Source organism: Vibrio sp. QJM3NY_35, assembly GCF_057785915.1.
In genome coordinates this window covers 450,502-472,194 of record NZ_CM173507.1, presented here as the reverse complement: position 1 = coordinate 472,194, position 21,693 = coordinate 450,502, and the positions used below count along the sequence as shown (strand labels likewise).

18 protein-coding genes and 1 tRNA gene are annotated in these 21,693 nt (G+C 44.8%); 9 read left to right on the top strand and 10 right to left on the bottom strand.

Going from position 1 to position 21,693, the window contains the following annotated elements:
• Positions 1–63: 63 nt before the first annotated feature.
• From AC3CH3_RS02190 to folB, 3 genes are read right to left on the bottom strand one after another with little or no spacing between them, the layout of a single operon-like run.
• Positions 64–867, bottom strand: coding sequence for an undecaprenyl-diphosphate phosphatase (locus tag AC3CH3_RS02190; RefSeq protein WP_019826869.1), 804 nt, complete (start codon positions 865–867; stop codon positions 64–66).
• Positions 868–882: 15 nt separating this feature from the next.
• A complete protein-coding gene (gene folK, locus AC3CH3_RS02185; protein ID WP_019826871.1) occupies positions 883–1,365 on the bottom strand; it encodes a 2-amino-4-hydroxy-6-hydroxymethyldihydropteridine diphosphokinase in 483 nt (160 codons plus the stop codon).
• A complete protein-coding gene (folB, locus tag AC3CH3_RS02180; protein WP_004735969.1) occupies positions 1,362–1,721 on the bottom strand; it encodes a dihydroneopterin aldolase in 360 nt (119 codons plus the stop codon). Before folB ends, folK begins: the two co-directional genes overlap by 4 nt.
• A 138-nt stretch (positions 1,722–1,859) precedes the next feature.
• Here folB and plsY point away from each other — a divergent pair, with 138 nt between their 5' ends.
• Positions 1,860–2,456 (top strand): glycerol-3-phosphate 1-O-acyltransferase PlsY, encoded by a 597-nt coding sequence (gene plsY, locus AC3CH3_RS02175; RefSeq protein ID WP_009847793.1) that lies wholly within the window; start codon positions 1,860–1,862, stop codon positions 2,454–2,456.
• Between the two features lie 60 nt (positions 2,457–2,516).
• Here plsY and AC3CH3_RS02170 read toward each other — a convergent pair whose 3' ends face one another.
• Entirely contained in the window at positions 2,517–3,332 is an 816-nt protein-coding gene (locus AC3CH3_RS02170) for an alpha/beta fold hydrolase (RefSeq protein WP_488537645.1), read from the bottom strand.
• A gap of 124 nt (positions 3,333–3,456) precedes the next feature.
• Positions 3,457–4,473 (bottom strand): tRNA (adenosine(37)-N6)-threonylcarbamoyltransferase complex transferase subunit TsaD, encoded by a 1,017-nt coding sequence (tsaD, locus tag AC3CH3_RS02165; RefSeq protein ID WP_009847795.1) that lies wholly within the window; start codon positions 4,471–4,473, stop codon positions 3,457–3,459.
• Between the two features lie 258 nt (positions 4,474–4,731).
• Between tsaD and rpsU the strand changes: the two genes are divergently transcribed.
• From rpsU to AC3CH3_RS02135, 6 genes are all read left to right on the top strand, one after another.
• The gene (gene rpsU, locus AC3CH3_RS02160; protein ID WP_004396009.1) at positions 4,732–4,947 is read left to right on the top strand and encodes a 30S ribosomal protein S21; all 216 of its coding nucleotides are present in this window, start codon (positions 4,732–4,734) and stop codon (positions 4,945–4,947) included.
• Between the two features lie 25 nt (positions 4,948–4,972).
• On the top strand, positions 4,973–5,416 hold the full coding sequence (locus AC3CH3_RS02155) for a GatB/YqeY domain-containing protein (RefSeq protein ID WP_017069475.1): 444 nt from the start codon (positions 4,973–4,975) through the stop codon (positions 5,414–5,416).
• Positions 5,417–5,535: 119 nt separating this feature from the next.
• Complete coding sequence (gene dnaG, locus AC3CH3_RS02150; protein WP_017069474.1) at positions 5,536–7,287, top strand: DNA primase; 1,752 nt, start codon at positions 5,536–5,538, stop codon at positions 7,285–7,287.
• Positions 7,288–7,386: 99 nt separating this feature from the next.
• Positions 7,387–9,231, top strand: coding sequence for an RNA polymerase sigma factor RpoD (gene rpoD / locus AC3CH3_RS02145; RefSeq protein WP_017061407.1), 1,845 nt, complete (start codon positions 7,387–7,389; stop codon positions 9,229–9,231).
• 163 nt (positions 9,232–9,394) lie between these two features.
• Positions 9,395–9,470, top strand: a tRNA-Ile gene (locus AC3CH3_RS02140).
• 203 nt (positions 9,471–9,673) lie between these two features.
• The gene (locus tag AC3CH3_RS02135; RefSeq protein ID WP_488537644.1) at positions 9,674–10,942 is read left to right on the top strand and encodes an O-acetylhomoserine aminocarboxypropyltransferase/cysteine synthase family protein; all 1,269 of its coding nucleotides are present in this window, start codon (positions 9,674–9,676) and stop codon (positions 10,940–10,942) included.
• Positions 10,943–11,047: 105 nt separating this feature from the next.
• On the opposite strand, the gene glmS is transcribed toward AC3CH3_RS02135, so the two are convergent.
• A complete protein-coding gene (gene glmS, locus AC3CH3_RS02130; protein ID WP_488537643.1) occupies positions 11,048–12,880 on the bottom strand; it encodes a glutamine--fructose-6-phosphate transaminase (isomerizing) in 1,833 nt (610 codons plus the stop codon).
• A gap of 105 nt (positions 12,881–12,985) precedes the next feature.
• Positions 12,986–13,756, bottom strand: a complete 771-nt coding sequence (locus tag AC3CH3_RS02125; RefSeq protein ID WP_081230481.1) for a DeoR/GlpR family DNA-binding transcription regulator — start codon at positions 13,754–13,756, stop codon at positions 12,986–12,988.
• 429 nt (positions 13,757–14,185) lie between these two features.
• On the opposite strand from AC3CH3_RS02125, the gene pykF reads away from it, so the two are divergent.
• Both pykF and AC3CH3_RS02115 read left to right on the top strand, forming a co-directional pair.
• On the top strand, positions 14,186–15,598 hold the full coding sequence (pykF, locus tag AC3CH3_RS02120) for a pyruvate kinase PykF (RefSeq protein ID WP_488537642.1): 1,413 nt from the start codon (positions 14,186–14,188) through the stop codon (positions 15,596–15,598).
• Positions 15,599–15,822: 224 nt separating this feature from the next.
• A complete protein-coding gene (locus AC3CH3_RS02115; RefSeq protein ID WP_029405749.1) occupies positions 15,823–16,446 on the top strand; it encodes a GntR family transcriptional regulator in 624 nt (207 codons plus the stop codon).
• 583 nt (positions 16,447–17,029) lie between these two features.
• Here AC3CH3_RS02115 and AC3CH3_RS02110 read toward each other — a convergent pair.
• From AC3CH3_RS02110 to AC3CH3_RS02100, 3 genes are all read right to left on the bottom strand, one after another.
• Positions 17,030–18,913 carry a sensor domain-containing diguanylate cyclase gene (locus tag AC3CH3_RS02110; RefSeq protein ID WP_488537641.1) on the bottom strand — a complete coding sequence of 628 codons (1,884 nt, stop codon included), beginning with the start codon at positions 18,911–18,913 and terminating at the stop codon, positions 17,030–17,032.
• 113 nt (positions 18,914–19,026) lie between these two features.
• Positions 19,027–19,521, bottom strand: a complete 495-nt coding sequence (gene ilvN, locus AC3CH3_RS02105) for an acetolactate synthase small subunit (protein WP_008219984.1) — start codon at positions 19,519–19,521, stop codon at positions 19,027–19,029.
• 1 nt (position 19,522) lies between these two features.
• Complete coding sequence (locus tag AC3CH3_RS02100; protein ID WP_019826887.1) at positions 19,523–21,280, bottom strand: acetolactate synthase 3 large subunit; 1,758 nt, start codon at positions 21,278–21,280, stop codon at positions 19,523–19,525.
• Positions 21,281–21,693 lie beyond the last annotated feature (413 nt).

Here is a 21,693-nt window from a genome sequence, read left to right as displayed (position 1 = left end):
CGACTAGGCGGGTTTTTCCGTTTCAATCTGTAGGACGAAACATTTGTCTACGTAAGTCGAGTGCTACTGCATCATCAAGAAAGCAAATAGACCAAAACCTAGAATCAGGCGGTAGATAACAAACGGTGTCATACCCATACGAGAGATAAGCTTCAAGAAGAAGTGGATACAGATGTAAGCACTGATGAAAGAAACCACGATACCCGTTAGCAAGGTGCCAACATGGATTGGGTCACCGCTTGTCACCAACTTAAGACCTAAATAACCACCAGCCAGAGTGATGATTGGGATAGACATCAAGAAAGAGAATCGAGCCGCTGCTTCACGTGTGAAACCAAGGTAAAGCGCCGCGGTAATGGTTGCGCCAGAACGAGACGTACCCGGAATGATCGCCATTGCTTGAGCAAGACCAATAAACAGCGCCTTTTTCCAACCCGCTTGGTATTCGTCATCGCGCAGGCTTGAGTTCTTGTCCACCCACCATAGCAATAGACCAAAGATAATCGTTGTCGTCGCGATCACCCACGCACTGCGTAAGTAAAGCTCAACAATATCTTTCATCAGCAAGCCAAAGATACATGCAGGAATCGTCGCGAGAATGATCATCCACGCTAACTTCGCTTCTTTACTGCGATCGCCTTTAAACACTGAACCAAAGAATGCGCTCAACAGAGAGACCACTTCTTTACGGAAATAGATCACTACCGCGGCCAAAGTACCAACGTGGACAGCCACATCAAAAGCCAAGCCTTGATCTTCCCAACCTAAAACAGCAGAAGGAAGGATTAAGTGTGCAGAACTGGAAATAGGTAAAAACTCAGTAAAGCCTTGCACCAACGCCAATATAAACGCTTCAAAATAACTCATTACTTACCTTAAAAATTATAGTTTTATATCTACGACAGAGAGCGAGTCTAATTGCTGCATCTTCTGCCATATTTCACTGACTGTTCTTCCGTCTTGCGGGATCACTCTCGCAGGACAAAGATCATAAAGCGGTTGTGTTACAAAAGGATATTTGTAGATATCACTGCGTGGTAATTCTGGTTCACGCTCAGAAACCTCCTCTCCAAACAACACAATATCAAGATCGAGTTTTCGATCTTGTAGTTTGTGCGCATCTTGAGAGCGACCCCATTTAAACTCAATTTTACGCAGCTGCTGTGAAAATTCAGTCAATGAGAGTGACGTGTCAAGCTCTATCACAAAGTTATAAAACGGATGGCTATTAAAACCCACGGGCTCACAGTGATAGACTTTAGAGCATTTAAGGTTAGTCCCTAACGATTGAAGCTCTGTCCATGCCACCCTTGCATGCTTGTCGCGGTCTATGTTCGTGCCAACACCAACATAGGCTACTGTCATGCTTGGCCTCGCTCGATGATCACGCCAACAGCTTTTGCTTGTGGTACCGCGCCCGGTTTAGCCAATCGGATTTTGATCCAAGGCACAGAGAATTGAGTCATGATCAATTCAGCGACTTCTTCAGCCACACGCTCCACCAACAGAAATCGGCCATTCGCAATGTGGTCAAGCACGGCAGTACTCACTGTCGAGTAATCCAAAGCATCAACCACATCATCACTCTTACCTGCAGGGCGGTTGTCATGAGCCATTTCAATATCAAGCACAAGTTTTTGTTTAATCTCTTGTTCCCAATCGTAAACACCGATCGTTGTAATTACTTCTAGCTGTTCAATGAAAACTTTATCCAGTGCCATGACTTGTCCTTTTAGAGGTCGGATACCCATATTGGGGAAAAAAACGTATTATTTGCGTAATTCGAGATATGATATCAATTACTCTTGGATTGAGCATTATTTTCCCATCGTTAGGCTTATAACCGTTTAAGGAAAGACATGACCCCATTGGCACTAATCATGATCATTGCAGCCTATTTGCTAGGTTCAATCTCTAGTGCGGTCTTGATATGCCGAGTCTTAAGGCTTCCTGATCCAAGAACGGTGGGATCCAATAACCCTGGAGCCACTAATGTACTGCGCGTTGGCGGCAAAGGCGCAGCTGCTGCTGTCCTCCTATGTGACATGCTGAAAGGCACCATCCCGGTCTGGCTTGGTTACTACCTTAAGATCGACCCAATCATTTTAGGGGTTGTCGCAATTGCGGCGTGCCTTGGCCATATGTATCCGATCTTCTTCCACTTTAAAGGTGGTAAAGGTGTCGCAACGGCACTTGGCGCTATCGCCCCAATAGGATTCGATCTAACGGGCATGATCATGGCGACGTGGTTAGTGGTCGCGTTTTTATTTCGTTATTCTTCTTTAGCGGCGCTGGTTACCGTACTACTTGCACCTTTCTACGCTTGGTTAGTCAAACCGCAATACACACTGCCCGTGGCTATGTTGTGTTGTTTGATCGTGTTGCGTCACCATCAGAATATCCGCCGATTACTTGATGGCAGTGAACCAAAACTCGGACAAAAAAAATCGGCTTAACCTTATATATCCGTTTGAATATAAAGATTTAAGCCGATAAGTTTTAGCTGTCGAGAGTGCTTATAGCAGATGTTTATCTAAAAACGTCTTCAACATTGTGTTCACAAACTCTGGCTGCTCTAACGAGCTAATATGACCTGCGCCAGGAATCACCACTAATTCACTACCTGTAATACAATCGTGCATGAGATATGACTCAAGTACCGGACGTGGTTTGTCTTCTTGTCCAACAGCAATCAAAACAGGCAGAGCGAAGTTCTCTACCGATTCAATCATATCTCGACGTCCAAAGACTATTCGACCAATTCGTGCTACTTCTTCCGCGTTTTCGCCTTCAAGAGCTGATAACTGCTGAGTAAAACCTTCCACCAAATCTGGCGTGTTGGTTTGAGCATCGTTTGCGAAGAACAATGGAACCACAGCTTCAACAATCGGTTGAGGAACCATCTTAATTTGAGTGATGGTGTCTAACATATTGAAGTATTTAGCATGAGCAACTTCTGGCTCTAAACCAACAAAGGTATCCATAAGTACCAAAGACTTGATTCGAGCAGGTGCTAACTCCGCTAGCTCAGTTCCCCACATACCGCCAACCGATAAACCGACTACGGAGAATTCTTCGATTTCTAAATGATCAAGCAGAGCCAAAATGTGTTGAGCGTAATCTTTTAAGTTGCGCATCGAGCTCGGCGCGGCTTGTGATTCACCATGAGACCAAAGCTCTGGAACAATACAGCGATACTGAGTTTTTAATGCATCGATCTGCGGCTTCCACATTGCACTGTCCCAAAGGTAGCTGTGGCCTAATACAACAACAGGGCCTTGACCTTCATCTAGGTACGCCATCGATTGATTGTCTACTGTGAACTTGTTCATTTTCTTCCCTAATCTCTATCAGCAATTATTTATCGACATACAGTCGGTAAGCTAGGATATAAAAACGGCCGCACTCAGCGACCGTTTATCGAAATACTATGGTTTATTTGGCGATTGGTTATGATTAAACAATCGGCTCTAGCTGGTCAATTGGCCAACGCGGTGTGGCATGGACAGATAAATCAGCCGTTTCACCATTCTTCAGGCGCTGCATGCCCGCATAAGCGATCATCGCACCGTTATCTGTACAGAACTCAGTGCGTGGGTAGTACACCTCTCCACCGATTTTCTTGGCTAATGCTTCAAGCTCAACTCGTAGTTGTTTGTTGGCACTCACACCGCCAGCAATCACGATACGTTTCATACCCGTCTCTACCAACGCACGCTTACACTTGATTACCAAGGTCGCACAAACCGCTTCTTGGAACGCATAAGCGATGTCAGCACGAGTTTGGTCATCATTGTCATTAGCACGAATGGTATTTGCCGCGAACGTTTTCAAGCCCGAAAAGCTCATATCTAGACCCGGACGATCGGTCATTGGACGTGGGAACTTAAAACGACCTGGCGTGCCTTTTTCTGCGAGTCGAGATAGCAGTGGACCACCTGGGTAATCTAAGCCCATTAGCTTCGCGGTTTTATCAAACGCTTCACCCGCCGCATCATCAATCGATTCACCAAGGATTCGGTATTCACCAATACCTTTCACTTCTACCATCATGGTATGCCCGCCAGAAACCAGCAGAGCCACAAATGGGAATGGAGGAGGGTTGTCTTCTAACATTGGCGCAAGAAGGTGACCTTCCATATGGTGAACAGGCACAGCAGGCACGCCCCACGCATAAGCAATACTGCGACCAATCGTTGCACCTACAAGCAAAGCACCCACTAAACCAGGGCCAGCTGTGTAAGCCACACCATCAATGTCTTTCGACGTTAGGTTAGCTTCAGCCAATGCCGCTTTAATCAGTGGAATGGTTTTTTTCACGTGGTCACGCGAAGCTAGCTCAGGCACCACACCACCGTAATCGGCGTGCAGCTTTACTTGGCTATATAATTGATGAGAAAGCAGCCCTTGCTCATCATCATAAATCGCGATTCCTGTTTCATCACAAGAGGTTTCAATACCAATAATGCGCATAATTTTCTCGGCACGCTTTCGTCTAAAATGGGAAATTAGCGCAATATTACCCTGCCTAAGCTCTTCAAACAAATATTGTACAGACTATAATCGACAAAGTGCTTTACAAAGCCACTGTGATCGGATTAAAATTCCGCACCATTTTTGATCAAGCTGGTTAATGGCCAAACGCGAATAGAGAGTTAGCTCGATGGGTAACTTCTCTGATTTGGTACTGAGTGGCCAGCGATAATGAATAACCCCTGAGGTGAAAGGCATATGCCAATAGTTAAAGTACGTGAAAACGAACCGTTCGACGTTGCACTACGTCGTTTCAAGCGCTCTTGTGAAAAAGCAGGTATCCTTTCTGAAGTTCGCCGTCGCGAGCACTACGAAAAGCCAACTACAGTTCGCAAACGCGCTAAAGCAGCAGCTCAAAAGCGTCACGCTAAGAAGCTAGCTCGCGAAAACGCACGTCGCGTTCGCCTGTACTAATAACTTAATCCATAAGGACTGAGTTATGGCTCTTATTGAACAACTCAAAGAAGAGCAAAAATTAGCGATGAAAGCCAAGGACAAACCGCGCCTTGGCACTATCCGCTTAGCTCTTTCAGCAATTAAGCAACGTGAAGTTGACGAACGGATCACTCTGAACGACGACGACATTCTTGCTGTATTAGTTAAAATGGTTAAGCAACGTCGCGATTCTGTTGCTCAATATGAATCGGCAAATCGTCAAGATCTTGCTGACGTGGAAAAAGCAGAAATTACGGTACTTGAAGGCTTTATGCCTCAACCGCTAACTGATGAAGAAGTTATTGCACTACTTGATAGCGCAATCGCCGAAGCTCAACCAGCGGGCATGCAAGACATGGGTAAAGTAATGGCTATCTTGAAACCACAAATTCAAGGGCGTGCAGATATGGGTAAAGTTAGTGGTTTAGTTCGTTCTAAACTCGCTTAATCCCAAATCAAATTGCAACAAGCCGTGCAATCCTTCGGAACGCACGGCTTGTTTGTATCTGTAACCCATTCAAACTATTATTATCCACACTCTCAGTTAGTGCATTTTTCTAAGGTTTTATGGCAGGACACATCCCGCGTAGTTTCATCGATGATCTCCTAGCGCGTCTCGACATTGTCGACATTGTGGACGCACGCGTGAAACTTAAGAAAAAAGGCAAAAACTATGGTGCTTGTTGCCCATTCCACAACGAAAAGACCCCTTCTTTTAGCGTAAGCCAAGAAAAACAGTTTTATCACTGCTTTGGTTGTGGCGTACACGGTAATGCTATCGACTTCATTATGGAGTTCGAACGTCTCGATTTTGTTGAAGCTATTGAAGAGCTAGCCTCTTTCTTAGGCCTCGATGTTCCTAGAGAACAGCGCAGCGGCGAGATATCAACAGCACCAAGAGCCAACAGCGAACAAAAACGTAACCTCTACGATTTGATGGGCGGCATCAGTAATTTTTACCGCTCTCAACTGAAAATATCAGCCAACAAACCTGCGATTGATTACCTAAAGAATCGTGGCCTTTCGGGCGAGATCGTCCAGAAGTTTGGCATTGGTTATGTGGCCGATGAATGGGACTTAGTTCGTAAGAACTTTGGCCAACAGAAAGAAGCCCAAGACATGCTCGTGACTGGCGGCATGTTAATTGAGAACGATAAAGGTAACCGATACGACCGATTCCGTGGACGCGTAATGTTCCCGATTCGCGATCGTCGTGGCCGTGTGATTGGTTTTGGTGGTCGTGTATTAGAAGACGGCACACCAAAATATCTCAACTCACCAGAAACGCCTATCTTCCATAAAGGTAAAGAGCTTTACGGCCTTTATGAAGTGCTGCAAGCCTACCGTGAACCGCCGCAAATTCTTGTGGTTGAAGGTTACATGGATGTCGTGGCTCTCGCGCAATATGGTGTCGATTACTCAGTAGCATCACTGGGCACCTCGACAACTGGCGACCACGTTCAAATGTTGTTCCGTCAGACCAGCACTGTGGTTTGTTGTTACGATGGTGACCGAGCAGGTAAAGAGGCCGCATGGCGCGCACTAGAAAACGCACTTGAGTATCTGAAAACAGGTAACACGCTTAAGTTTCTGTTCTTGCCCGACGGTGAAGATCCAGACAGCTATATTAGAGAGCATGGCAAAGCCGCTTTCGAACAGCTAGTTCACAATGCGACGCCACTTTCGACCTATTTGTTCGATAACCTGATTGAAATACACAAGTTAAACTTGGGGACAACGGAAGGGAAATCAGCACTGCGTGCACACGCCAGCGCCTTGATTAATAAAATTCCTGACAGTTACTTCCAAGAATTGCTCGAAAAACTGCTCGATGAGCGAACTGGATTTGATAACCAATTGCGACGTGCGCGTGTTCATACACAGAACCCGACACCTCAGCCGCATAAAGAGCTCAAGCGCACTCCAATGCGTGAAGTTATCGCTTTGCTTATCCAAAATCCGAGCTATGCTGATATGGTACCGGATTTATCAAGTGTCAAAGGCTTACAGTTGCCTGGACTAAGTTTATTCGTCGAAGTACTTGATAAATGCCACGCGCATCCCCATATCAACACAGGCCAATTATTAGAGCATTGGCGACACAATAAACATGAGGCTCTTCTGTCTCGTCTCGCGAGCTGGGAAATCCCCCTCGACGAAGACAATCAAGAAGACATATTTTTAGACTCATTGGACAACATACTTGCCCAGTGCGTTGAAAAACAAATTGAAAACCTGCAGGCCAAAGCAAGAAGCGTCGGTTTATCAGCCGAAGAAAAAAGGGAGCTACTAGCTTTAATGCTAGATCTAAAAGCGTAACCCTGTTTGATTAGTCAGCATTTAATAAATTTGTTAACATAATTGGTTTGCATTTGAGAATGCAACGTCCTTCACCAGACCTGAAGTTGGATATCATCTATGGATCAAAATCCGCAGTCACAGCTTAAATTACTTGTTATTAAAGGCAAGGAACAAGGCTATCTGACCTACGCCGAAGTAAACGACCACCTACCTGCAGAAATCGTGGATTCTGAACAGGTAGAAGACATCATTCAAATGATCAACGACATGGGTATCAAGGTAGTTGAAACTGCACCTGATGCTGATGATCTAGCACTTAATGATGACGATGCCAATATAGATGAAGATGCAGCCGAAGCTGCAGCTGCTGCGCTTTCAAGCGTAGAAAGCGAGATTGGCCGTACAACTGACCCAGTTCGCATGTACATGCGTGAAATGGGTACGGTTGAACTACTGACTCGTGAAGGCGAAATCGACATTGCGAAACGTATTGAAGATGGTATCAATACTGTTCAACTATCGGTTGCTGAGTACCCTGGCACTATTCCATATATCTTGGAACAGTTTGACCGTGTACAAGCAGAAGAGATTCGCTTAACAGACCTAATCAATGGCTTTGTTGACCCTGACGACGATGGCACAGCTGCGCCAACGGCGACTCACATCGGTTCAGAACTTGCTGAAACTGATCTGGAAGACGAAGACAAAGAAGACGCTGAAGACGACGAGGAAGAGGAAGAAGAAGATACAGGTATCGATCCTGAGCTTGCTCTTGAGAAGTTCACAGCGCTTCGTACTAGCTACCAGAACCGTCAGCTAGCGATCAACGAGTACGGCCATGAAAGCCCGAAAGCAACGCTTGCAACGACAATGATGCAAGACGTATTCAAAGAGTTCCGTCTAACACCAAAACAGTTTGATTACCTAGTAAACGAACTGCGTAACTCTATGGATCGTGTACGTACTCAAGAACGCCTAATCATGCGTCAAACGGTTGAGTACGGCAAAATGCCGAAGAAATCTTTCATTGCTCTATTTACTGGCAACGAATCTAGCGAAGCATGGTTGGATGAAGTTCTTGCTTCAGACAAGCCATACGCAGAAAAGATCAAACGTAACGAGCACGACATCCGTCGCTCTATCCAAAAACTGGATATGATCGAACGTGAAACGTCTCTTACTGTTCAAAGCATCAAAGATATCAGCCGTCGCATGTCTATCGGTGAAGCGAAAGCTCGTCGTGCGAAGAAAGAGATGGTTGAAGCGAACTTACGTCTAGTAATCTCGATTGCTAAGAAGTACACAAACCGCGGTCTACAATTCCTGGATCTAATCCAAGAAGGTAACATCGGCCTGATGAAAGCCGTAGATAAGTTTGAATACCGTCGTGGTTACAAGTTCTCTACTTACGCTACTTGGTGGATCCGTCAAGCAATCACTCGTTCGATTGCCGACCAAGCTCGTACTATCCGTATTCCGGTTCACATGATCGAAACGATCAACAAACTAAACCGTATCTCTCGTCAAATGCTACAAGAGATGGGTCGTGAACCACTTCCGGAAGAGTTGGCTGAGCGCATGCAAATGCCTGAAGACAAGATCCGTAAAGTACTGAAAATCGCTAAAGAGCCAATCTCAATGGAGACACCAATCGGTGACGACGAAGATTCGCACCTAGGTGATTTCATCGAGGATACAACACTAGAACTACCTCTGGACTCTGCAACGGCAACCAGCCTACGCGGTGCGACGAAAGACGTTCTTGCTGGCCTAACACCTCGTGAAGCTAAAGTACTGCGTATGCGTTTCGGTATCGACATGAACACTGACCACACTCTTGAAGAGGTTGGTAAACAGTTCGACGTAACTCGTGAACGTATCCGTCAGATCGAAGCAAAAGCACTGCGTAAACTTCGTCACCCAAGCCGCTCAGAAACTCTGCGTAGCTTCCTAGACGAGTAATCACACACTCAAGTGTGGTTAGCTTTTAAGCATAAATAAGAAAAGGTGAGCGTTGGCTCACCTTTTTTTTATCCGTGTGATTTAAGTGGCTAAGATGTAAGCGGAATTGCCCCTTATAGTGTCTAGACACCACTGAATGCTTCCCCTATAATCTATGCCCTACGGCCCCTTAGCTCAGTGGTTAGAGCGCACGACTCATAATCGTTCGGTCCCCAGTTCAAATCTGGGAGGGGCCACCAAATTAGAAAAGCCAGAACAGTTCATGCTGCTCTGGCTTTTTGCTTTTCTAGAACAGCACAAATCACACCCTGCACCTCTTAAGAATAACGAATCATCCCGCACACAATTCCAATTGCCTCTCTGTGACTAAGCTTACTTTTCTTTTATGGAAAAATCGGCAATATGAATGTACACAAATCACTCAATTGTTCAGGGAAGACACATGAAAGACGAAACGCTCTCGATTCACTTCGGCTACGAAACCGATCCAACTACCAAATCGGTCGCAACACCTATCTATCAAACCGTCGCGTATGAATTCGATGATGCACAACACGGCGCCGACCTCTTTAACCTTGCAGTGCCCGGCAATATCTACACTCGCATAATGAACCCAACCAATGATGTGTTAGAAAAACGCATGGCTGCCTTAGAAGGTGGTATTGCAGGCCTGGTCGTAAGTGCGGGCAGTGCCGCGATTAATTACGCGATTCAGACGTTGGCACAGATCGGTGACAACATCGTCTCGACACCTCAACTTTACGGCGGCACGTACACCCTATTTGCTCACATGCTACCAAACCAAGGGATCGAAGTTCGCTTTGCTAAAGATGACAAACCAGAAAGCTTAGCGGCGCTTATCGATGAGAAAACCAAGGCGGTTTACTGTGAAAGTATCGGTAACCCAGCAGGTAATATTATCGACTTAGAGCGTGTCGCAGAACTTGCTCACGCCAAAGGTGTACCTGTGATTGTCGATAACACAGTAGCGACACCAGTGCTTTGCAAGCCTATCGATTTTGGCGCTGACATCGTGGTTCACTCACTCACCAAGTACGTTGGTGGTCACGGTACAACCTTAGGTGGCGTGATTGTCGACTCAGGTAAATTCCCATGGACAGAACACAAAGATCGCTTCCCTGTGTTTAATCAGCCAGAGCCTTCTTACCATGGTGTGGTTTATACCGAAGCCTTTGGTGAGGCTGCATTTATTGGTCGAGCTAGAACGGTTCCCCTGCGTAATACAGGTGCTGCGCTGTCGCCAATGAATGCCTTCATGCTAATGCAAGGTCTAGAAACTTTATCGCTACGCATGGAGCGACACACAGAGAATGCACTGAAAGTAGCTGAGTACCTTCAGCAACATGAGAAAGTGAGTTGGGTGAGCTACGCGGGTTTACCAACGTCTGAGTTCTATCCGCTGGCTGAGAAATACATGCAAGGTAAGCCGTCTGCCATTTTATCTTTTGGCTTGAAAGATGGTTATGAAGCAGGTGTTCGTTTCTATGATGCTCTACAAATCTTCAAGCGCTTGGTGAACATCGGCGATGCCAAGTCTCTCGCTTGTCACCCTGCCTCTACAACACACCGTCAATTAAGCGAAGCGGAACAAAAGCAAGCTGGTGTATCACCAGAGATGATTCGCCTCTCAGTAGGCATTGAGCATATTGACGATATCTTGGCTGACCTAGAGCAAGCACTTAGCGCTTAATGACGCTACCGCTAGCTCTAACACTGATCGTTAATTAACAGACACAAAAAAAGCCCATCACAGGATGGGCTTCTTATTATCTAATTTTCTTAGATGGGCTAACGATTACTCAACCGTTACTGCTTTCGCAAGGTTACGAGGTTGGTCAACGTCGGTACCTTTGATCAACGCAACATGGTAAGACAGCAGCTGCATTGGTACTGTGTAGTAGATAGATGCAGTTACTTCACTTACATGAGGCATCTTGATGATCTTCATGTTCTCATCGCTTTCGAAACCAGCAGCTTCATCTGCAAATACATACAGCAGACCGCCACGAGCACGGACTTCTTCAACATTTGATTTCAGCTTCTCTAGCAAGTCGTTACTTGGTGCAATAACGACAACTGGCATATCTGCATCGATAAGAGCCAAAGGACCGTGCTTAAGCTCACCAGCCGCGTAGGCTTCTGCGTGGATGTAAGAGATCTCTTTCAGTTTAAGAGATGCTTCCATCGCGATTGGGTAGAACTCACCACGACCCAAGAACAGTGTGTGGTGCTTATCAGCAAAATCAGGTGCCAGTGCTTCGATCTCTTTATCAAACGCTAATGCTTTCTCGATATCAGCAGGCAGTTGGTGAAGTGCTTGAACGATTTCCGCTTCTTTCTCTTCATTGATACGACCTTGTAGACGACCAATTGACGTTACCATCATCAGCATAGCCGCTAGCTGTGTTGTGAAGGCTTTAGTAGAAGCAACACCGATCTCCGTTCCTGCGCGAGTCATAAAGGCAAAATCAGACTCACGAACAAGCGAAGAACCTGCTACGTTACAGATGGTCATTGCTGACATGTAACCCTTCTCTTTTGCAAGACGAAGTGCAGCAAGCGTATCAGCCGTTTCACCAGACTGAGACAGAGTCACTAAAAGGCTGTTCGGGCGAACAACGAAGTCACGGTAACGGAACTCAGAAGCGATCTCTACGTCACAACTCACGCCAGCTAGAGATTCAAACCAGTAGCGAGCCGCCATACCTGAGTTGTAAGACGTACCACATGCGATGATCTGCACGTGTTCAACCTTGCTTAGGATCTCTTCTGCCTTAACACCAATTGCATTAGTGATAACAGACGTTTCAGAGATGCGACCTTCCATCGTGTTGATTAACGCTGTTGGCTGTTCAAAGATCTCTTTCTGCATGAAGTGACGGTATTGACCTTTATCACCAGCATCGTGCTCTGCGTTTGATTCAACGATGTCACGTTCAACACGCTCACCCGCTACATCAAATACCGTTACATCACGACGAGTAACCTCAGCAACATCACCTTCTTCTAGGTACATGAAACGACGAGTTACGCTTAATAGTGCAAGTTGGTCAGAGGCTAGGAAATTCTCACCGACACCAAAACCGATAACGATTGGGCTACCTGAACGAGCAACTACAATACGGCTAGGATCTTTACGATCAACCGCCACCGTGCCGTATGCACCGACTAATTGTTTCGCTGTCTTTTGAAGCGCTTCAACCAATGAATCAGAAGTGCGAAGTTCCCATTCAACTAAGTGAGCGATAACTTCAGTATCCGTTTGTGAAGTAAACACATAACCACGCTCTTGAAGAAGAGCACGCAGTGCTTCGTGATTTTCGATAATGCCGTTGTGTACAACTGCAATATCACCAGACATATGTGGGTGTGCATTCGCTTCAGATGGTTCACCGTGCGTCGCCCAACGTGTATGAGCGATACCAGTACCGCCAATCACATGTTGCTGATCGACTGCGTCTGCTAGCTCTTGTACTTTACCAAGGCGGCGCACACGAGTTAGGTTAGATTCAGTATCGACTACAGCGACACCTGCTGAATCGTAGCCACGGTATTCTAGGCGACGAAGGCCTTCTACTAAAATTTCAGCTACATCACGCTGTGCTACTGCACCAACAATTCCACACATAGTTTCACTCCATCAATTTTTTTATTCCTATTGGCAGCAAGCAAAGGCCATATCTTTATTAAGATCAATTATAGGAAGGTAAATGCATAATATTTTAATTTGTTTTTACGCTGGATCAGTCAGGATCACGCGAACATCATGTGATTCGATACTTGCTTTAGATTCTTCGCCCAAGTCTGTATCGGTAATTAAGATGTCAATGTGTTCCCATGCCAGCTCTAAGTTCGGGATCTTTCGTCCCACTTTTTCCGACTCAACCATCACGATCACTTCTCGTGACACTTCAGCCATTACTTTGCTCAGGCCAACCAGTTCGTTAAACGTAGTTGTGCCTCTATCAAGGTCGATACCATCTGCCCCGATAAATAGTTGGTCAAAATCGTAAGCGCGGAGCACCGACTCTGCGACTTTGCCTTGGAAAGAGTCCGAATGGGTATCCCAAGTGCCGCCAGTCATTAATAACGTCGGCTCGCTTTCAAGCTCATTAAGCGCATTAGCGACGTGCAATGAGTTGGTCATCACAACCAAGCCACGCTTAGCATTTAGCTGCTGAATTAGGGCACCAGTAGTACTGCCACTATCGATCACGATACGGTTATGGTCGCGAATTAAATCTGCAGCGGCTTTTGCCAATGAAACCTTTCGAGTCGAAACTTTTTGACCCAGTTCTTCGTTGACAACCTCTTTCGGTAACGAAATCGCACCACCATAACGGCGTAAAAGCTGACCGTTTTTCTCTAAAGACGCCAAGTCCTTTCTAATAGTGACCTCTGAGGTTTCGAACTTAGCGGATAATTCATCAACACTAACCTCCCCCTTTTCATTCACTAGGTTAGAAATTGCATGTCTTCTGAGCTGGGTGTTTCGTTTCGACATTTAAAAAAGGCCATTAAGTTTCGATGTGAAACATATTATAGTTACAACGAAACTATTTAGTCCATTTATTTCGATCCAAAAAATTAATAAATAGCGATAAAACCTTGTCCTAAGACAATTGTTAAGCAGTGATATTGAACTCATTAGGTGGTAGAATCCGCACCCGAAAAGAAAAAAAATTACAAAACTGACTGTTATTTTTTTGCAACTCACCCCCTATATAGTGGGGTAAGTCACATAAAACCGATATTGAATCAAAATCTTTTAGTCATAAAATGACTAAAATTGATGAAAGACTTACAACTCTGAAGGACATATTGGAAGTCCCGCGCTTTTACACAACAGGCACAAAATGTTGATGTAGCGAACCAATCTTCAGAACTTAAATAAATTTCAAATTGTAACAATACTTACCGGAGAGTACCTTCCATGAAAAAGACCAAAATCGTATGTACGATTGGCCCTAAAACTGAATCTGTAGAGAAGCTAACTGAACTAGTAGATGCTGGCATGAACGTTATGCGTCTTAACTTCTCTCACGGTGATTTCGCAGAGCACGGCACTCGTATCGCGAACTTCCGTAAAGTAATGGAAAACAAAGGTGAGCAACTTGCTATCCTTCTAGATACTAAAGGTCCAGAAATCCGTACTATCAAACTTGAAGATGGTAACGACGTAGATCTAGTAGCTGGTCAAGAGTTCACTTTCACAACTGACGCAACAGTTGTTGGTAACAAAGACGTAGTAGCAGTAACTTACCTAGGTTTCGCTAAAGACCTAACAGCGGGTAACACTATCCTTGTTGATGACGGCCTAATCGAAATGGAAGTTATCGTAACAACAGAAACTGAAGTTAAGTGTAAAGTTCTTAACAACGGTGCTCTAGGCGAAAACAAAGGTGTTAACCTTCCTGGCGTTTCTGTTCAACTTCCAGCTCTTTCTGAGAAAGACAAAGCTGACCTTAAGTTTGGTTGTGAGCAAGGCGTAGATTTCGTTGCTGCTTCTTTCATCCGTAAAGAAGAAGACGTTAAAGAAATCCGTGAGCTTCTAAACGCTAACGGCGGCGAGAACATCCACATCATTTCTAAGATTGAAAACCAAGAAGGTGTAGATAACTTCGATTCAATCCTTGAAGCTTCTGACGGCATCATGGTTGCTCGTGGTGACCTAGGTGTTGAAATCCCAGCTGAAGAAGTAATCTTCGCTCAGAAGATGATGATCGAGAAGTGTAACCGTGCACGTAAGATGGTTATCACTGCAACTCAAATGCTTGACTCTATGATCAGCAACCCACGTCCAACTCGTGCTGAAGCGGGTGACGTTGCGAACGCAATCATGGATGGTACTGATGCAGTAATGCTTTCTGGTGAAACTGCTAAAGGTAAGTACCCAGTTGAAGCTGTTACTATCATGGCTCAAATCGCGAACCGTACTGATTCAGCTCTTAAAGCTGAGCTAGGTTCTCGTCTAGACAGCCCACGTCTACGCATCACTGAAGCAGTATGTAAAGGCGCTGTAGACACAGCTGAGAAGCTAGCTGCTCCTCTAATCGTTGTTGCAACTGAAGGCGGTAAGTCTGCACGTTCAGTACGTAAGTACTTCCCAACTGCAAACATCCTAGCTCTAACAACTAACGAAAAGACAGCTGCACAGCTAGTTCTTACTAAAGGTGTTAAGCCAGTTCTTGTTGACTCTATCGAGAACACAGACGCGTTCTACATCAACGGTAAAGAAATCGCTCTACAATCTGGCCTAGGTAACAAAGGTGATATCGTAGTTATGGTTTCTGGTGCTCTAGTAGCTTCTGGTACTACAAACACGGCATCTGTTCACGTTCTATAAGAATGAACCGATTCGCATAAAATATAAAAGAGGGCTTCGGCCCTCTTTTTTTATGAAACAAAATCTTGCCTAACTTTTCAGTACGCTGTATTATCAATCACAATAGAACTACGTACTGTTAACTTCCAATTGGCTCTTTCTAAGAGACGGATTAGCAGACTAGAAATCATATATAGATGAGGTTTGTAATGTCTAGTCCTACGCTCACTGACAAAGTATCAAAGATGATTCGCCAAGATATTCTTAATGGTGAGTTAACCCCAGGCCAAAAGCTCGTTGTTGCAGATCTAAAAGCACGCTACAACGTCGGCGCATCACCTATTCGCGAAGCCTTGGTACAGTTATCTTGGAGCAAATACGTAAAGCTAGAGCCACAAAAAGGCTGTTGGGTATCTCCTGTATCAAAGAAAGAACTGAATGACCTATACGAAAGCCTTCGTGTTGTATCATCGGTTCTGCTTAAAAAAGCGATTTCAGCGGGTGATGAGAGCTGGGAACTGGATGTATTAACGTCTTACCATAAACTGTCGCGAGTACAGTACGTATCTGAAGAGTTTGACTGTGTTGAATGGGAAGAGCGCCACCAGCAATTCCATGTCGCACTGCTTGAAGGTGCAGACTCAGAGAACATGTTTAAGTTCTTTGATGACCTAATTAACCAAGTGAAACGTTACCGCTTCCTCGCTATGTCTGCAGAAAGCGCATCTGATGATCTGTTCAATATTGATGAGCATGAAATGATCATGAAACTAGTACTCTCTAAGAATGTAGAACAAGCAACAGAACTACTTGATCAACACTTACTAGGTTCAATGAAACGAATTGAAGAAGTTATCGAAGCGGCATGATGCCAAGATAGATTCTAACCAAATAAAAACGGAGCCCAACGGCTCCGTTTTTTTGTCTCCAGTACCACGACTGAACTACCACCCAAAAAACTCCTTGTGGTGAGTATTGAGCAGCACAACCATAGGTAAAAAATACAATGCACTAAGCTGAAAGCCAAGAATGGCTAATGTGCCTATGGTTAACCTCACTAAAAAATCGACAAACATACCACGCCTCTTTTAACCAGACTGTATGATCCCCAAACTCTTGCTCCAGCTAACCTAATTCTACTGCTGCCTTTCAAGTTATTAATAAGGCTAGCTAACCAGCTGAATTAAGTTAACGGTGTCATCCTTTTACATCTGGTAAACACTCTATTTATTACATCGTTTTACACGATGTAATCTGAAGCAAAGTAGTTTACTTACCGTTCATTTTAGCTCAAATTTCCACCAACATTAGACTTTAGTCTAACTGTATAGATTTTGTGACACAGGTCGCTCAAAAGTGAGATTCCTAATAAAAAGAGGGAAAGGAAAAAGGAGTCGGGGCGCGACTTGAAGAGGTGAAGCAAATAGAAGGCAGGACTAGATAGAAGCGAACCTAAGCGACATCATCATAGCTAGGACACATAGAGACCGTATTACGGCCAGACGATTTAGATTCGTAAAGCGCAACATCCGCACACTTGTATGAGCGAGTGCTGTTACTGGTTAAATCCGTAAAGCCAACACTCACTGTTACCTTAGTTCCGGCCGCTAGTTCAATCTCGATTCGTAAGCGATCCAATACGCGTTTTGCTTCCGGCAATGAGGTGTGTGGCATCAAGAGTGCAAACTCTTCTCCTCCGACACGTGCAACAAAGTCCGTCCCACGAAGGCTATCTTGCAGAAGCTTAGCAACACCAGCGATCACACGGTCACCTTCGTCGTGGCCAAGTTCATCATTGATTCGCTTGAAGTTATCGATGTCGACTAAGGCTAAGCAAGTGGTCGCTTCGTTCGGGTAACGCTCAACCAAGCGAGAATAATAAGCCAGCTGCTCTTCGAATTTTCGTCGGTTCCAGAGGTTACTCAAAGAGTCACGTTCACTTAAGATCCTCAAACGCACCTCTAGCTCCTTCCTTACGGAAATATCAACCAACGAGGTGATGTAGTAACTGACTTTACCCGAATTGTTTTTGACCGCATGCACTCGCATGATCGCAGTAAAAGGAATACGCAGCTTGTTCTTACACTGAACTTCCCCTTCCCATACTTCTTCTTGCTCTAAATGACTCCAAATAGCCGAACTTGAGAGCACTTGGTCGGTATTCTCAAGCAACAGTTGCAATGCATTCTGACCGATCACCTGTTTTTTGCAGTACCCAGTCATGTTCTCAAATTCGTTGTTGATCATCATTGTGCGGTGCTGCTTATCAGAGATCATCACTGCCGACATACCATTCAATGCGGCGCGTGCCAATTTACTCTCTAGGCTTCGGCGTCGGTAGTGCGTCACCAGGTAAGCAAACGGGAAAGCTAATATCAGCACCGTAATCAGAACAATGATCTCTTCATGGGCCAAATCACCTAGATCACGCTCAGCCCGATCCATCAGTTGCTTTTGATTAAGTTGAATCAGTAAATGGACCTTTTGACTGTTCGCGAGCATAACCGTGTTAAAGGCAAACAAATTACCATCTTCAAAAACGTATCCCACCTGATCATTGGAGATCGCATCCCACGTCTTCGGCGCGATATTTTTCAGGTTGTAGCCTTTTCTTTCAGGAATAGAGTCTCCGAACAACTTACCGCTGTTGTTACTCGCGATGAAGTAGCCCGCTTCATTGAGAACTTCTGCTCTAAGATCGTTATCTGGTGAAAAACTAAGACGCGACGATAGGCCCCATACATCGAGATTGATAACAAGATAGCCTACTCTTTTGTCAGGGGTTTCTACAGGGGTAAAAACACGAATTACCGGCGAATAAGGGAAGGTGACTTCACCATGCTCCGTTTCAAGCTCAATACCCCAACCGCCAATCTGTTCGGCTTCTAGTTTTTGAGCGTATTGGAAGTAGTTAGAATCCGACCTATCTTGCAGTTGCTGGGGTAACGTCACCCTACCGGTATCAGAGGAATAGTTAACACGCACCAATTCTTTGCCAGTGACATCTAACAGATGAATTTGTGTATACCACTTCTGGTTCACGAGAACAGATTGCCAGACCTCTTCAAGTAGATGTTTAGTTTGGTCTGAGGGAGAAGAAGCAAAGTTAACCAAGCTCTGGCTATGACTAAGTAGCTCCATTACCGAGACTAACTGAGTCTTGAGAAAATCATAATCTCGCTTGGCATACACCAACTGATGAACAGCTTGCTTAGCTGAGTAGTCAAAACTCTGCTGTTTTACTTCTTTGTAACGCTGCAAATAATACAGACATACTGCAGAAGACAATATGATAGAGATAATCAGCAATGTAATTATTGATTTTTTATTTCGCATTGCTAACTCAGATGAATGGAAGTGCAGCGCGGGATTATAGCACTCTAAAAAATTAACAAAATAAAAGCCGCTTAAAAAAGCGGCTTTAAAGTTATTTTTTAAAGACTTATCGTCTAGGCTTTCAACGCACGTTCGCCTCGTGCGATGCCAACAACACCACTTCGAGCTACTTCAAGCACTTCCGTCACTTCAGACAGTGCCTGAATGAAGGCATCCAGTTTCTCGCTCGTACCCGCCATTTGAACCGTATATTGAGAAGCCGTGACATCAACGATCTGACCACGGAAGATATCTGCTGTGCGCTTCACTTCTGCACGAGCAAAGCCGCTCGCACGTACTTTAACCATCAACAGCTCACGCTCAATGTGCTCAAGTTCAGACACTTCTTGTACTTTAAGTACGTCGATTAGCTTATGTAGCTGTTTCTGGATCTGCTCAAGCTGCATTTCGCTCGAGTTAGTGGTTACGTTCAAACGAGACAGCGTCGGATCATCGGTTGGAGATACGTTCAAAGACTCGATGTTGTAGCCACGCTGAGAAAACAAGCCAACCACACGAGAAAGCGCACCAGGTTGGTTTTCCATTAGTAGTGAAATAATGTGTCTCATATTATGTTCTCTCCGTTTTGCTTAGCCACATGTTATCCATACCCTCGCCTTTGATCTGCATTGGGTATACGTGCTCGGTGTCATCCACACTAATATCGACAAATACCAAACGGTCTTTCATCGCTAGTGCTTTTTCCAAACCTGATTCCAGTTCATCCGGAGATGAAATGCGCATACCAACGTGGCCATAAGCCTCAGCGATAGCAGCAAAATCAGGAACAGAGTCCATATATGAGTTAGAGTAACGGCCTTGATAAACAATGTCTTGCCACTGTTTTACCATGCCGAGGAAACGGTTATTAAGGTTAATAATCTTAACCGGGATATTGTATTGCAGCGCAGTCGACAGCTCTTGGATATTCATTTGAATACTGCCGTCACCGGTTACCACAACCACTTCTTCGTCTGGCTTAGCAAACTTAACGCCCATACCAGCTGGCAGACCAAAGCCCATCGTGCCTAGACCACCAGAGTTAATCCAACGACGTGGCTTGTTAAACGGGTAGTACAAAGCAGCAAACATTTGGTGTTGACCTACATCAGAAGCAACATAGGCATCGCCATTGGTTACTTTATGCAGTGTTTCAATAACTTGTTGAGGTTTAATGCGCTCAGACGATTTCTCATAAGCTAGGCAATCACGCTCTTGCCACTGCTTGATTTCACTCCACCAGCTTTCAATCGCTTCTGCATCGTTAGTGCCGCCTTGCTCAACGAGCAAGTTCACCATGCTCTCTAGAACCTTTTCAGCAGAACCTACAATCGGCAGATCCACTTTTACGTTCTTAGAGATCGAAGATGGGTCGATATCAATGTGCATGATCTTCGCATCAGGGCAGTACTTATCTAGGTTATTGGTCGTTCGATCATCGAAACGTACGCCAATACCAAAGATCAAGTCCGCATTGTGCATCGCCATATTAGCTTCATACAAACCATGCATGCCCAACATACCCAAAGAGTTCTTATGGGTGCCAGGGAAAGCGCCAAGCCCCATTAGGGTGCTTACCACAGGTAAATTCAGTGCCTCTGCTAATTTTAACAGCGGCTTATCTGCCTCAGAAATAACCGCACCACCACCGACATAAAGTACCGGCTTCTTCGCTTCAAGAAGGGCTTTTAGTGCCTTTTTGATCTGACCTTTATGACCCGTAACCGTTGGGTTATACGAACGCATTTTGATCGTTTCTGGGTATTCATAAGGAAGCTTGATTTGTGGGTTTAAGATGTCTTTCGGAAGATCAATAACCACAGGACCGGGACGTCCTGTCGTTGAAATATAGAATGCTTTTTTAACGACTTCAGGAATATCTTCCGCTTTCTTAACTAAGAAGCTGTGTTTAACGATCGGGCGTGATACACCCACGATGTCACACTCTTGGAAGGCGTCATTACCAATAAGGTTATTTGGTACGTTACCAGAAATAACAATCATTGGGATTGAGTCCATGTAGGCGGTTGCAATACCAGTAACGGTATTGGTCGCACCTGGACCAGAACACACAAGTACTACACCCGGTTTACCGGTAGAGCGAGTATAGCCATCTGCCATGTGGGTAGCGGCTTGTTCGTGTCGTACTAATACATGTTTAATTTCAGCAGTTTTAGCATGCAGCGCATCATAGATATCAAGTACAGAACCACCTGGGTAACCAAAGATTTGTTCTACACCCTCTTCAATTAGAGACTGCACCACCATCTCAGCGCCGGATAACATTTCAGCGCCGGATGACATGGCTGTTTCAGGTTTTGTTGTCATATTGCTCTCCTCACCAGTTTCCAATCATATTTGGTGAACATGTTGGGCTGGTTTTTCATAGTCTAGGGCTTATTCGTAGCCTAATTCGAAATACTTCCACTTTTTCGGCTATGGCTGTCTGTCGTGATAACAACAAACAGTAATACGAAACAACTTTAACGCTTTATTATCATCTGGTCTAACACCTGTTATTCGGCAACTATGCCAAAAAACCAACTATTAGCTCAAAGCATCAAATAAAACCCAAACCAACCTTAACAACTAGTTTTAAACACTGGATGACAGATAAAAAAAAGCACTTAATATTTCAATAGATCGCTATTTATCGATAAACCACGAGCTTACTGGTGTGCGCTTTCGCACATTATGCTGTGTCATTAGATACAAAAAATCCCCCTAAAAATGCAATCACA